The 12,827-nt window shown below is 59.2% G+C and carries 13 protein-coding genes; 6 read left to right on the top strand and 7 right to left on the bottom strand.

Annotated features, from left to right (window positions below):
• Nucleotides 1-454: 454 nt before the first annotated feature.
• Together GRAN_RS02145 and GRAN_RS02140 are read right to left on the bottom strand one after the other, a co-directional pair.
• Nucleotides 455-1,396: a tyrosine-type recombinase/integrase gene (locus tag GRAN_RS02145; RefSeq protein WP_128912920.1), complete on the bottom strand. Its 942-nt coding sequence runs from the start codon at nt 1,394-1,396 to the stop codon at nt 455-457.
• A 50-nt stretch (nt 1,397-1,446) separates the two neighbouring features.
• On the bottom strand, nt 1,447-2,388 hold the full coding sequence (locus GRAN_RS02140; protein WP_128911367.1) for a site-specific tyrosine recombinase: 942 nt from the start codon (nt 2,386-2,388) through the stop codon (nt 1,447-1,449).
• A gap of 138 nt (nt 2,389-2,526) precedes the next feature.
• On the opposite strand from GRAN_RS02140, the gene GRAN_RS02135 reads away from it, so the two are divergent.
• From GRAN_RS02135 to GRAN_RS02120, 4 genes are all read left to right on the top strand, one after another.
• Nucleotides 2,527-2,784, top strand: a complete 258-nt coding sequence (locus tag GRAN_RS02135; protein WP_128911366.1) for a UBP-type zinc finger domain-containing protein — start codon at nt 2,527-2,529, stop codon at nt 2,782-2,784.
• Nucleotides 2,785-2,919: 135 nt separating this feature from the next.
• Nucleotides 2,920-4,308, top strand: a complete 1,389-nt coding sequence (ffh, locus tag GRAN_RS02130) for a signal recognition particle protein (RefSeq protein WP_128911365.1) — start codon at nt 2,920-2,922, stop codon at nt 4,306-4,308.
• Between the two features lie 100 nt (nt 4,309-4,408).
• Nucleotides 4,409-5,281, top strand: a complete 873-nt coding sequence (locus tag GRAN_RS02125; RefSeq protein ID WP_128911364.1) for an SDH family Clp fold serine proteinase — start codon at nt 4,409-4,411, stop codon at nt 5,279-5,281.
• Complete coding sequence (locus tag GRAN_RS02120; protein ID WP_128911363.1) at nt 5,281-5,469, top strand: hypothetical protein; 189 nt, start codon at nt 5,281-5,283, stop codon at nt 5,467-5,469. Before GRAN_RS02125 ends, GRAN_RS02120 begins: the two co-directional genes overlap by 1 nt.
• Before the next feature lie 365 nt (nt 5,470-5,834).
• On the opposite strand, the gene GRAN_RS25355 is transcribed toward GRAN_RS02120, so the two are convergent.
• Together GRAN_RS25355 and GRAN_RS02110 are read right to left on the bottom strand one after the other, a co-directional pair.
• Nucleotides 5,835-5,993 carry a hypothetical protein gene (locus GRAN_RS25355; RefSeq protein WP_161570800.1) on the bottom strand — a complete coding sequence of 53 codons (159 nt, stop codon included), beginning with the start codon at nt 5,991-5,993 and terminating at the stop codon, nt 5,835-5,837.
• Between the two features lie 56 nt (nt 5,994-6,049).
• Nucleotides 6,050-6,550, bottom strand: a complete 501-nt coding sequence (locus GRAN_RS02110; RefSeq protein WP_128911362.1) for a DinB family protein — start codon at nt 6,548-6,550, stop codon at nt 6,050-6,052.
• Nucleotides 6,551-6,740: 190 nt separating this feature from the next.
• Here GRAN_RS02110 and GRAN_RS02105 point away from each other — a divergent pair, with 190 nt between their 5' ends.
• Nucleotides 6,741-7,793, top strand: coding sequence for a hypothetical protein (locus GRAN_RS02105; RefSeq protein WP_128911361.1), 1,053 nt, complete (start codon nt 6,741-6,743; stop codon nt 7,791-7,793).
• 542 nt (nt 7,794-8,335) lie between these two features.
• Complete coding sequence (locus tag GRAN_RS02100) at nt 8,336-9,214, top strand: hypothetical protein (RefSeq protein WP_128911360.1); 879 nt, start codon at nt 8,336-8,338, stop codon at nt 9,212-9,214.
• Nucleotides 9,215-9,340: 126 nt separating this feature from the next.
• Here the strand turns inward: GRAN_RS02100 and GRAN_RS02095 are convergent, their stop codons facing one another.
• From GRAN_RS02095 to GRAN_RS02085, 3 genes are all read right to left on the bottom strand, one after another.
• Nucleotides 9,341-10,219 (bottom strand): lysophospholipid acyltransferase family protein, encoded by an 879-nt coding sequence (locus GRAN_RS02095; protein WP_128911359.1) that lies wholly within the window; start codon nt 10,217-10,219, stop codon nt 9,341-9,343.
• On the bottom strand, nt 10,212-11,021 hold the full coding sequence (locus GRAN_RS02090) for a GNAT family N-acetyltransferase (protein WP_128911358.1): 810 nt from the start codon (nt 11,019-11,021) through the stop codon (nt 10,212-10,214). The genes GRAN_RS02095 and GRAN_RS02090 overlap by 8 nt, the downstream gene beginning before the upstream one ends.
• A 110-nt stretch (nt 11,022-11,131) precedes the next feature.
• Nucleotides 11,132-12,784: a M20/M25/M40 family metallo-hydrolase gene (locus tag GRAN_RS02085; RefSeq protein ID WP_206662690.1), complete on the bottom strand. Its 1,653-nt coding sequence runs from the start codon at nt 12,782-12,784 to the stop codon at nt 11,132-11,134.
• Nucleotides 12,785-12,827 lie beyond the last annotated feature (43 nt).

Below are 12,827 nucleotides of genomic sequence, written 5' to 3'. Positions count from 1 at the left end.
GCCGCAACTCGATTGGTTCGCGCAGGAACAGGCCCATGCAGACACAGCAGCTCTCAGGCAAGCGCTCGGGGATACAAACATCCGAACCTGATAAGCAAAAGCTGTCAGCCGGACCAACCTAAGGAGTGCTTGCGGTTGGAGTTGCGATCCGGTCCGAAGCCCTGCCGGTCCGAAGTCTCTGAGCATTTCCGCCCAGCGTGGCGCGGAATCTGTTCGGCCGGCCTCTCGTGTGAATCGGCGTTGGTTCCTCGAGGGAGTCCACAACGAAGGCGTTCTTTATACGAAATACCAAGAGACTTCGACTGGCTGCTGCCGTGTGAGCTTTAGATTGTCGAACGCGATTGACAGGGATTCGGCGTCATCAGCCCCAAGGCCAACGTTGTCCGGAACTCCGCGAAAGCCAGGAATCCTCCATGCGGCGAGCCCTCTTTCCCGACGGAGCTCGCCAGTCGATTTATGCCCGAGGATGGGTCTCGTCATAAACCCGCTGCACCTGCCCAACGGTCAACTGCGTATACCTCTGCGTAGTCGACAGACGCTCATGCCCAAGCATCTCCTGGATCGCCCGCAGGTCCGCCCCTTCTTCAAGCATGTGCGTCCCAAACGCATGCCGCAGCGTATGCGGATGGACATCCGCCGGAAGCCCCCGAGACTGCGCAATCGCCTTCACGATCCTCCCCACACTCCGCGTCGTCAAGCGGCAGTTCCCACGCATGCGCAGGTTCGTCACCAGCGGTCCCGTATCCACCATCCCACCCTTGCCCGCAGCCCGAAGCTTCGCCTCTCGTACCGGTAGAAGCATTCTCACCGCCTCCGCAGCCTCCCCGCCAAGCGGAACATACCGTTCTTTCTTCCCCTTGCCCTTCACCAGAATGGCTTCATTGGCCCACTGAATATCCGCCATGTTGATCCCCACCAGCTCCGAGTTCCGGATCCCACATCCGTATAACAACTCGAAGATCACCCGATCCCTCTCCGGCCAGGCCGCAACCTCTTCCTGGTCGACATCTCCCGCCTTCCGCAGCTTCGCCGGACCTGCCGCCTTCTCCCGCTCCTCGAGCGAGTTCAGCACCCGGTTGACTTCCTCGGCGCTAGGCACTCTCGGCAGATGTTTCGGCAGCTTCGGCGTCGACACCAGGAGCGCAGGATTCTGCTTCACATGCCCTTCCTTCGCCAGCCACTTGAACCAGCTACGCACAGCCGCCAGCGCCCGCGCCGCACTCGCTTTCGTCAACCCCCGTGCATAAAGCTCGCCAAGGTATCCACGAATATCCAGGTGCTCCACCGTCCCGATATCGACAAGCTCCTTCTTCTCGAGATACACAACGAAGTTTGTCACCTCCCGCGCATAGGCCCGCACCGTATGCTCGGACGCCCCCCGCTCATGCCCAAGCATTCCGAGAAACCCATCCGATAGCCGCGCTAGCTCACTCTCCCGAATGACGCTCAACTCGCCACCCCGGCCCGCCGCAAGCCACGCGGATGATGCATCCGATGCACCTGTTTCAGGTGTTCCATCGCCACGTGCGTGTACACCTGCGTCGTCGCGATATCCGCATGCCCAAGCAGCGTCTGAACGCTCCGCAAATCCGCCCCATGCTCCACCATGTGCGTGGCGCAGCTATGCCGTAGCTTATGCGGGCTGGCCGTCCTGCCCACCGGGGCCACCGCCCGCACCATCTCCCAAACCCACTGCCGCGTCAGCGCCTTCCCCCGAGCACTCAGAAACAAGGCCCGTTGCACCCCCGCCCGCACAAGCCCAGGCCGGCCCCGCTGGATATAGACCTCCAAAGCCTCCACCGCCGACCGCCCCAGCGGTACAATCCGTTCCTTGTCCCCTTTGCCCCTTACCTGCACCCGTGCCATATCGAGCGCCAGGTCCTCCTGCCGCAGCGCGCAGATCTCTCCCACCCGCAGCCCGCCCGCATACAACAATTCCAAAATTGCATGGTCCCTGAGCGCCAGCCCCGAAGCATCGTCCGCCCGCGCCGCCGATCCCGTCCGCTCGAGCATCTCCGCCACCTCATCCTCTGCCAGCGACTTCGGCAGCACCTTCCAGGCAGCTGGCGACTCGATATTCAGTGTCGGGTCAGAGGCAATCCGCTTATCCATCAGCATCCAGCGGTAAAATCCCTTCAAACAGCTAAGCTTCCGCGCCACTGATCGCGCGTCCACCCCGTACCCCCGCAGGCCCTCCATGAACGAGCTCACGTCCTCCTGCTTCGCCGTCACCAGCCCCGCCCCGCGCTGCTCCGTCATCTCCGCAAACTGTTCCAGGTCAGTCCGGTACGCCTCGCACGAGTTCGGCCGCAGCCCCTTCTCCACTCGAAGATACGTGTCGTACTCGCGCACGAGACGCACGTCACTCAACCCTGTTCGATCTTGCATTTCCCGATTATCCCGCCCACCAGCCTCCCCCGCCGCTCCCGCCTCACTGCCGCACCAACATCGTCAGCATCGAACTCAGCACCCCCCGCATCCAAACCGCAGTCCAGACCTCGGTCCCTACCCCAGTCCAGGAGCCCCATGAAACTCTGCGAACACCTCGCCGCCGCCAAGCCCCACCACCCCAACACCACCGGCTGCGAAGAGTGCATGAAGACGAACTCCTGGTGGGTCCACCTCCGCACCTGCCTCACCTGCGGCCACGTCGGCTGTTGCGATTCCTCCCCCAACAAGCACGCAACCAGGCACTTCCACGCCACCCACCACCCCGTCATGCAGTCCCACGAACCCGGCGAACACTGGCGCTTCTGCTTCGTCGACGACCAGATGGTCGACTAATCCTCTTGTCGAACCACCACGGGACCGGGTGCCCCATCTTCGCCGGCAGCTTTATCGTCGGCTAGGTGGGAACCTAAGCCGCCCAATCTCCATCCTGTCTTTGCCTTACCCTCACACTGGTAAACTCAAAAGGCCATGTTTGAGAACCTTTCCGATAAGCTCCAGCGCTCCTTCAAGACACTCCGCGGCCAGGGCACCATCACCGACGAGAACGTCTCCGACGCCCTCCGCGAGATCCGCCTAGCCCTCCTCGAGTCCGACGTCAACCTCGAAGTCGTCAAGAGCCTCATGGAGCGCATCCGCGAGCAGGCCATGGGAGCCCGCGTCGCCACCGCGCTCAGCCCATCCGAGCAGATCGTCAAGATCGTCGCCGACGAGCTCACCAACGTCCTCGGAAAGGACACTGCCCGCTTCAAATTCGCCTCGCAGCCCCCGACCGTCATCCTCATGGCCGGCCTCCAGGGCTCCGGCAAGACGACCACCTCCGGCAAACTAGCCCAGTGGCTCAAAAAGGGCGGCCACCGCCCCATGCTCGTCTCGGTCGACGTCTACCGTCCCGCCGCCCGCGAGCAGCTCGCCATCGTCGCCCGCGCCACCGGAGCCAACCTCTACGAAGGCAAGCTCGACCCCGGCACCACCCCCGGCACCCCCGAAGTCCTGCGTCTCGCCAAGGAAGCCAGGCGCGACGCCGCCAACTTCGGCTGCGACATCCTCATCGTCGACACCGCCGGCCGCCTCGGCATCGACACCGCCCTCATGGACGAGATGTCCGAGCTCAAAAAGCTCCTCAACCCCTCCGAGATCCTCTTCGTCGCCGACGCCATGACCGGCCAGGACGCCGTCAACTCCGCCAAGGCCTTCAACGACCTCCTCGCCATCACCGGAGCCGTCCTCACCAAGATGGACGGCGACGCCCGAGGCGGTGCCGCCCTCTCCATCCGCCAGGTCACCGGCGCCCCCATCAAGTTCCTCGGAACCGGCGAAAAGCCCGACGCCTTCGAAGCCTTCCACCCCGACCGTATCGTCAGCCGCATCATGGGCATGGGCGACATCGCCACCCTCCTCGAGCGCGCCGAAGAAAAACTCGACCGCGGCAAAGCCGAAACCTTCGCCAAGAAGGCCCTCTCCGGCGAAGGCTTCACCCTCGAAGACTTCCGCGAGCAGCTCCGTCAGATCAAGAAGATGGGCAGCATGAAATCCATCCTCAAGATGCTCCCCTCGGTAGGCCCCTTCGCCGGCATGGCCCAGGCCGCCGAAAACGTCGACGAAGGCCAGTTCACCCGCATCGAATCCATCATCAACTCGATGACGAACAAGGAGCGCCACAACGCCGACCTCATCAACGGCAGCCGCCGCAAGCGCATAGCCGCCGGCTCCGGCACAAGCGTACAAGAGGTCAACAACCTCCTCCGCCAATACGGCCAAATGTCGAAGATGTTCAAGAGCATGGGCGGCGGAGGCGGCATGAAAGCCCAGCAAAGAATGATGAGCCAGATGCAAGGAAAGCAGAAGTTCGGACGCTAGCCGAGGTGTGACCCCTTTTAGGTACCCGAGATCTTCACACCTAAACTTGTGTATGATCCTCAGCGAAAGATGAGACGATGAATACGGGGTGAGATTCGGAATGAGCGCTGTAGATCTTGACGATGCGATATCAGAGCAAATCCGCAAATCCGCCAAGAAATTAGAAGATCTGCTGAAGTCCGATGTTATCTACTACCACGGCCAGATTCACCCTTTCTACTTCCAGAAATTTCGCGATTTCATCGAAAGTGTTAAGGCATCCTCAAAGCGAACGGAAAGTTCACTCACGATAGTTTTGCGAACGCCAGGGGGTTCTGCGGAAACCGCAGATCGCTTTGTGACTGTCGTGCGTCAACACTATAGAACTGTGAACTTCATTGTTCCTGACGCTGCTATGTCCGCTGGGACAATTTTCTGCATGTCCGGTGACAAGATATATATGGATTATTCGTCCGCTTTGGGACCGATCGATCCGCAGGTTATGGTTCCGGACGGTAGCGGCTATATTCCGGCACTCGGATACTTGGACAAGGTTGACGAGATTACCAAAAAGGCGAACCTCAGCCCAGCCGACGTCGTGTTTCTGAAGAGTTTAGATCTTGCGAAACTGGCTCTCTATGAACAGGCGCGAGATCTTTCCATCGATCTCCTGAAGAACTGGCTCGTTCAGTACAAGTTTAAAGATTGGAATGTGCATCGGACCCACGGGGTCGGTAGTCCGGTAACGGCCGAAGAGAAGTCTCAGCGCGCCGAGGAGATTGCTGCAGCTCTCTCCAACCACAAGAAGTGGTTTTCACATGGTCGCGCGCTGAACATTTCGAAATTGAAGGAACTCCGATTGGAAATTGACGACTACTCCTCTGATCAGAAGCTCAGAGATGCCATTAGGGGATACAACGACATGCTTTCGGCCTACACCGACCGCATGGGCAGACAGTTTCATCTTCATAGCTGCTTCAAAGAGGTTACATAATGACAGCTCCGAATCTGGAAATTGAGATCAAGAACCGCTTGGCCGAAGAACACGTCGCACAGATGCATTTCTCGCCAGCGATCGAAGAGGCTATCCGGCTGTCTGAAATGTATAAAGATATAGAACCAGAAAATTACGTGCTTCCGCTTGATGCTATGGCGGGTTTTTTTCGCCCACCAAGCCGTTAGAGATATTTGGCGGGTGGCCCAGGTGTGGCGGACGTAAATGACGGGTGCCCCACATCTCGCTTCTGAGATGTGGGACCCACGGAACCCCAACCCACCCCGAACCCACAAAGTAAAATCCCACCCATACCCCGCGATCTGTTCTGATACCAACGCGCCCACCATCTCCACTTCATCACCTTCTCCTGCCACGCCCGCAAGCCCTGCCTCTCCACCCCCGCCTCCAGAAACCTCTTCGAACGCTCCCGCCGACGCCGGGTGCCCCGCCTTCGGCACGCCCACGAAGGAATCCGCCAGGACCTTGAAGACGCAGCCGCCGGACGCACCCGACCAGCTATGGAGGTCTTCGATGAGTTCCGGGCGAAGCTCTAATCCTGAGTCTCGATCACAATCCAGAACGCGGCACGACGACTGCGGAAGATCGGCGTCTGCGCCAACTCCTCCACAGCAACAAGCCTCATTTCTACCGCATCATCCACTCGATCGACCAGCAAGCGAAGAACGTTCTCGTTCTTCACATCCGGCACGGAGACCGCAGCGCGTTCAACCCCCTCGGAGATAGCCTGACTGACGCTGTCAGCACCTACTTCTCATCCGCACTAGGCCCAAACGTAGCCGGCACCTTCTCCCCCATCAGCCGCAAGTACACCCCAAGCTGCGCCCGGTGATGAATCATGTGGTCCAGAAACAGCGTCCGGTAAGCCCCATACCGAGTCGTCCGAATCACCACATTCCCCTGCCTCAACAGGGTGTACTCCTCGTCGAACGCCGCATCGCTCGTTGCCTTCAGCGTCTCCACCAGCCGCGCCGCCATGCCTTCAAACTCGGTCAAGAGATCCGCTTTGAGACCCATCCGCAGAATCTTGCGCGGATCCTCCGGCGTGCCCATGTTGATGCTCGGCACGGTCAGGTGCAGGGTTGCAAACCCGACCAGTTCGGCGGTGTGTCCGGCCAGTCGTGTCAGCGGCATCGACTTCTCATGCGGAGCAAAGTCGTTGCGTCCATCCGGCACCTCGTGGAGCACCTTGCGGGTGTTCGCGAGTTGCTGTTCAAGCTCAGGGAGAAGGCGTTCAGCGAGAGTCATTCGTTTCCTTTCGAGAGGGAAGCACTCAGCCAGGTTGCTCCAAGGCAGAATCACGTCCCTTCTAAAAGCCTCTCATAGACCCCGCCTCGGCTCGGCTAAGCCCAAAAGAATCTGCGATACTTCCCACATGACCTTCTGCCCTCCACGCAGACCGTCCCTCCCCTCGCATTCACCAGGCCTGTCCCTTGCCTTGCTCATCCTCCTGCTGGCCCCATTCCTGCGCGCCCAGGAGCCAACCCCAGGCGAAGCCCCCATCGCCACCCTCCACGCCTACGCCGACCTCATCCAGATCCCGGTCCTCGTTCTCGACCATGATCGCCGCTCCACCCCAAAGTTCGATCCCAGACGCTTCACCATCACGCTCGACGCCGGCCGCCCCTTCCGCCCTACCTATATCCGCACCGAGGGCGATGACCCCATCAACCTTGCGATCCTCCTCGATGTCCGAGACTTCAGCAGGGATGCCTTTCCCGAGATCGATAAGGCGATCGCAAGGCTCGCGCCCCTCTCGCTCCATCCCCGCGATCAGGTCACCATCTACACGCTCGATTGTTCCCTCATCCACACTCATAGCCTCTCTCCTGAAGACCCCGCGCTCCTCGGCCACACGGTCGATGCCGCGCTGCAATCCTGGAGATCACGCGATCATCAGCAGAAAGGTTCCGGCTGTCCTCACCCCATCGGACTCTGGGATACCATCTCGTACCTCAGTGAGCAACTCGGTTCCACCTCCGGCCGTCGCGTCATCATCGCTATCTCCAGTGGCATCGACCACGGCAGCCGCCTCACTTGGAATGAAGCTAGAACCCATGCGACCGCCTCCGCAGTCAGCGTGTTCGGGATCCGATACCAACCCACCGACAGCTTCGGTCGCTTCCTCGACCCAGCCTCCGCCGTAGGCGAACCCGGTTTCTTCCGCTCCTTGTCCGAGCTCAGCGGCGGAATCGTCCTGAACTCCAAAAACGACGACATGCCCGACACCCTCAAGCACGTCATCCAGATGATTCGCGAGCGATACATTGTCGAGTTCCCGCGCCCGCGAACAGTAACTGCGGGAGCCCACCAGATACTCGTCTTTATCGCGAAGAGCAATGCCCTCATCCGTCCCGGCGGAATCAGCGTCCCCTTGCCGGATCCCGAAACCTTCACCAATCCGGCCGCGCCCCCGCCCGATCCGGAGAAGACTCCTGACGTTGGCACACGCCGCATCCTCCTTCCAAACCCGACGGCAGACGAACCATAGACCTTTCTGGCCCCCGCAGGACCTATGGAAGTCTCGTCAAGCCCCATGGTCAGCCGCGTACGGGAAAATTCAGGAGTCGACAACACCATCCGCCGAAAACGGAAATGATTGTCCGCACGCAAACTTACAACTAAATCGTTTTCTTGCTGATGTTTAGCCGTAAGCCGTCTGGGCAATACTTCCAGCAGCAATAAGCAGATGTTCCGCTCCAAGAACCGGATCGGGACACCACGATTCAAGCCGTTTCAATAAAACGCTGTCGCAAGTGGTAGGTCGACGTCCCACCTATTCCGAACTGACAGGTAAGGAGGCGACCCGGCTCGTAGCCTAAGCCGGTTCCTTTACGGGGGCATGGACGAATCGCGTATACCGTGAAGGCTTTGTTGATTGGGCCGCCTCAATTGCGGCGCGGGAGGAAGCCGCGCCTGCCTTAGCTATTTTCGATAGCGCTCGGGCGAAAGCGTCGGTATGCTGGCTGGAATCTGACAGTTTCTTATCAAGATCGTTTTGGTGTTCGTGTTTCTTCTTCGCAGCATACTCCTATGGATAAAAACACGAAAGAACTTGGCGAGAGACTCCTGAATGCAATCAAGGAAAATAATAGGCTCTTACGCATAACCACCGATCCAACCCAATGCCAAGATCCACCCCACGATAACGAGGGCGATGCTCCCGAAGAAGACGGGAATGACAACACTAGCGTCGCCTTCTTCCCCCTCGCGCATACGCGGCCAAGACCAAAGACCTTCAAAGAGGCCAAGTATAAGTGGTATCAGTTTGATAATTACACTGGCAGAACGATCAGTTGGTGGAAGCACAGACTGGAGTTCTGGGCAATTTTCTTTGCTATTGGATACGCCATGATTACATTCGCTCAGTGGCTGGACGCGGGTGATAATTTCCAAGTTGACGAACGAGCTCTTATAAAACTGGTAGCCACTGAAAACACCACGGCGGACATAGATACCAGTCGCCCCATGTCCCAATCCATAAGTATGGAAAATGTCGGGAAAACGGTAGCCAAGGATATTCGTGGATCGATCGTTATAGAGAGACGCACGATAAGCGAGTCTCCGAGTCTTAACTATGAACAGCCCGGTACCGGAGTGACGTTCGGTATACTCTATCCTGGAAAGCCCGCCACGTTTCCAGCCTTCTGGCAAAAACTCTCGGGTGGTGGAACGCAGGTAACCACTATTACCCAATCTGATCTCGACGCCTTCAAAGAAGGTAAAATCTATTTTGCCATCTTTGGGGAGATCATATACAGAGACGTTTTTGGCGTTGAGCATTGGTCCCGATTTTGGAGCTTTCTCGGAGGTGCCAATCAGAGTTATCCAACCCAAAACTGCACAAACTACAGCAATGTGGACGACAACAAAGGGGGCATACGTGGACTCTTTGGAAGATCCAAACCGTAATTTTTTAGCGTTTGAACAGCCGGAACAAATGATTTTTTAGCACTTGGCCCCCTTGGGTTAGCCAAGTATATTTATGCCTTTGCCGTAACTAACTTGATTGCAACAACTTGCAGCGGTATGTTTGCTCTAAGTCGTCGCAGTCATTCGACTAACACGCGGGCTATGGGGCGTGAGTACCCCCTCTGGCAGCATCTCAACGCTTGCGGAACAAAGCCCCTCATAGAGCGCAGTCACCTCGGCCCGCGCGTTCACGGCGAGAGCAAAACGATCGCCGCCCTCAACAGCTCGATCGCCGAACTGAAGATGACCCTCAAGGCCCTTCAGCCCGAGGCAGGTGAAGAGGTGAGGAACGAACTCCATGTCTCTCCAGAAGCAGACATCGTTCGCAACGGACGCTCCGGCATTCGGCTCGCTCAGCTTGTAAGCAACCGCGGCGCTACGAACCTGAGCGTTCGCGAACAGAACCGAGTGAAAAAGTCCGCGACGAAAGGGAAGCACGCTCTCTCCATCGGTAGTCGTCCCCTCCGGATAAAAGAGCACCGGAAGACCACTTCCAAAAGCCTCAGCCATCAAGCCATTCACCTCGGCATGCGTCTGAGTCCTTCCGCCCTTCACATCAGCGCGCTGAACATAAACCGTTCCAGCCTGCGCGGTGATCCACCCAAGCAGGGGCCAACCGCGCACCTCCGACTTGGCCACCATCACAAAAGGCCTTGCGGCAGAGGAAATGAGGATATCGAGATAGCTGAGATGGTTCGAGACGACAGCCATACTTCGGCCCGCTTCGCACTCCGGAAGCGGACCACAAACAGTGCATGCGATGCCGAGCGCGCGAACGATGCGCTTTGACCATCCATGAACCCAGACAGCTCCTGCTCGTCCCTTCCTCAGCCCGAAAAACAGACGCCGGATCTGCCCATCGATGCAAGCAAGCGTCAGCAGGAAGACGAGCAATGTAGTTCGAGTGATCGAGCGAACAAGCCTGCTGGCTATCTGCTCACTCATGGGCAAGAAACCTTGCGGCGACGCGCGGATGAAGTGTCTGCAGATCCAGCAGCGTGAGAAAGTCGATGGTCTTGAACTCGCGATCGATTGCAGGCGAACTGCAGATCTTCGCGCCGATCGTGAGATACGCACGAAGCAGCTTCGGCGGTCGCGCCTCCTCGAGCGTCTCGATCGAGCGCTCAAGCGCATAAGCTGCGGTCGGAACCGTGATCAACTCCGGCGCCGCCAGATAGCCAGCGAGCGAGCGATACACACTGTGACCGAGGACGCTGTCCTGCGAGGGCAGGGAGCAGCAGCCCATCATGTAGCGCGCACCGTTCGCGAGAACATAGCGTGCGATTCCGCGCCAGAGGAGATGAAGGACTTCGCTCGACCGATGATCGCGGTGGATGCAGGCGCGCCCGAGTTCGACGATCTCGGAGCGTATGTGTTCGTAAGGCGTGAAGTCGAACTCCTGCTCACTGTAGTACCCGAAGTTGCGAGCGGCAACACTCCCGCGCTGCAGGCGATAGGTTCCGATGATCTGGCCTGTGCCTTGATGCTCGACGATAAGGTGATCGCAGACCGCGTCGAAGCGGTCGCGGTCGAACCCGTCGGTGTACGCGGATTCGAGGCCCTCGTTCATTTCGAGGTTGAAGACGATAAAGCGAAGCCGAAGGGCAGCTTCGATTTCGAGAGTGGAGCTGGCTAGACGTACCCGGTATGGTGCGGCTTCTAAGTAGTAAGGGGCCTGGGTGGAAACGCATCCCGCAGTTGCCTGCGCCTCGAGAACAAGATCAGTCGACTGGTCTGCAACGGGCATTGGCTCACTCCGTACTGGGGTTAGCTACGAGATGAGTGTGGGGCCGCTTGGTTCGTGCAAGGTATCTAGAGCGTGAAGATGCCTTGAAAAGACGATGAGTGCCGAAGCCGCTACTGGCCGGTTTGGGTTTCAAATCGATGAAAGAAGCTGCTTTCGAGGTAGTGAGGCCGAGTCGGGTCGTCGGCGACATGGCGAGCAAGATCCGCGAGGAAGCTGTTGAACTGGGCGGCCGCAGGATAATCCATCGGCTGGGCGAGGTTGTCCTGCGTGGAGTGGTATCGCTGCGCAAGCCACTGGCGCCACCGCTTGTACTCTGGCGAGCCCATGGTCCAGCCGAACTTCATCGCCAACGCGGGAACACCAGCTTGCACGAAGCTGTACTGATCGGTGCGGATGAAGGAGTTACGGTCGGGTTCGGGATCGGGAGCGATCTCGATGTGGTGCGCGGCGCCTACAGTGCGGGCGTCGTCCTGGAGGGTCGACTCGACGAGGCCCTGGATGTGGAGCTTCTTCAACGGGAACAAGGGCATGAACATGTCCATGTTCAGGTCGGCGACTATGCTGTTCGCGGGGACGGACGGGTGGCCGGCAAAGTAGCGTGAGCCTAAGAGGCCTTTCTCCTCGGCGGTGAAGACGAGGAAGAGTACGGAGCGCTTTGGGCGATCTTTCGATTGGGAGAGGCTCTTGGCTATCTCCAGGACGGAGGCTACGCCTGAGGCGTCGTCCATGGCGCCGGCATAAATCGTACTTCCGTTGATGGGAGCTCCGATGCCGAGGTGGTCGAGATGCGCGGAGACGAGGACGTACTCGTTCTTGAGGGTGGGATCGGACCCTTCGAGTTTGGCGACGATGTTCGGAGATTCGACATGGGTGTTATCGGTTGTGACGGTGGCGGTGATGGACTTGTTGAGTGCGAAGCGCGGGAGAGGCTTCTGGGCGTCAGCGAGGGCGAGGATCTCGGCGAAGGTATGCCCGGAGTTCGCGAAGAGCTTCTCGGCCTCCGCGGGGTTGAAGGTGGCGGAGAAAAGTGTCTGGTGATAGTCGGCGAGAGAAGGGTGCTTCGCGGCGATCGCGGCGTCGGAAGGAGTGGCGGCGAGACGCATGCCAGGTTGCGAGGCTCCGCTGGCGATGCGGTCCCAGCCGAAGTCCATGGATTTCGGGGTGGGAATGGAGATGGCGCCTACGGCCCCCGAGTCAGCGAGGGCCTTGGCGAAAGGAGCGGTGCGAGCGTAGGACTTGAGCGCTCCGGGAAGGTCGGCGGGGCCGCCGTTGATGGTGACGACGATCTTGCCCCTCAGATCCTGGCCGGCGAAGTCGTCATAGTTCGCGTCGGGAAGGTGGAGGCCGTAGCCGAGGAAGACGAGCGGCGCGGAGATGGCCCTGGGTTGGGTGCCACGGGCTCCGAGGATGGCATCGTGGCCGAGGACGAGCGGCGTCGGCTTGCCGTCGACGATGAGCGAGACGGAGGACTTGTCGGCGAGGACCTTGGTCACGTCGAATTGGACAGGTTGGTAGAAGCCTTCGGTTCCGGCAGGAGAGAGGCCGTCCGCTTTGAACTGGTCGACCACGTACTTCGCAGCCCGGAGGTAGTCTTCCGAGCCCGTGAGGCGACCGTGCATGTCGTCGGAAGCGAGAACCTTGATATGGGCGAACCAGGCCTGGCCCGAGGCCTCGTCTGCGGGAGTAACGGGAACACCCTGAGCGGCGACAGAGAGAGTTCCGAGAAATAGAGCCGCGGCTGCTAGGGGAGTCTTAAAAGTCATCGGTTCGGCTCCAGGGCTGGTGTTTTCCGACGATAGCACGCGG

It is taken from the genome of Granulicella sibirica (genome assembly GCF_004115155.1).
GTDB lineage: Bacteria > Acidobacteriota > Terriglobia > Terriglobales > Acidobacteriaceae > Edaphobacter > Edaphobacter sibiricus.
Note: the sequence above shows the minus strand (reverse complement) of the source record. Positions and strands in the feature narration are given on the sequence as shown.

Bases quoted from the DNA above. Each gene is read 5' to 3' on its own strand.
- GRAN_RS02145 (WP_128912920.1), bottom strand. From the start codon at position 1,396: ATGCTTGGGCATGAGCGGGGGGCGTCCGAGCATACGGTGCGGGCCTAT.
- GRAN_RS02140 (WP_128911367.1), bottom strand. From the start codon at position 2,388: ATGCAAGATCGAACAGGGTTGAGTGACGTGCGTCTCGTGCGCGAGTAC.
- GRAN_RS02135 (WP_128911366.1), top strand. From the start codon at position 2,527: ATGAAACTCTGCGAACACCTCGCCGCCGCCAAGCCCCACCACCCCAAC.
- ffh (WP_128911365.1), top strand. From the start codon at position 2,920: ATGTTTGAGAACCTTTCCGATAAGCTCCAGCGCTCCTTCAAGACACTC.
- GRAN_RS02125 (WP_128911364.1), top strand. From the start codon at position 4,409: ATGAGCGCTGTAGATCTTGACGATGCGATATCAGAGCAAATCCGCAAA.
- GRAN_RS02120 (WP_128911363.1), top strand. From the start codon at position 5,281: ATGACAGCTCCGAATCTGGAAATTGAGATCAAGAACCGCTTGGCCGAA.
- GRAN_RS02110 (WP_128911362.1), bottom strand. From the start codon at position 6,550: ATGACTCTCGCTGAACGCCTTCTCCCTGAGCTTGAACAGCAACTCGCG.
- GRAN_RS02100 (WP_128911360.1), top strand. From the start codon at position 8,336: ATGGATAAAAACACGAAAGAACTTGGCGAGAGACTCCTGAATGCAATC.
- GRAN_RS02095 (WP_128911359.1), bottom strand. From the start codon at position 10,219: ATGAGTGAGCAGATAGCCAGCAGGCTTGTTCGCTCGATCACTCGAACT.
- GRAN_RS02090 (WP_128911358.1), bottom strand. From the start codon at position 11,021: ATGCCCGTTGCAGACCAGTCGACTGATCTTGTTCTCGAGGCGCAGGCA.
- GRAN_RS02085 (WP_206662690.1), bottom strand. From the start codon at position 12,784: ATGACTTTTAAGACTCCCCTAGCAGCCGCGGCTCTATTTCTCGGAACT.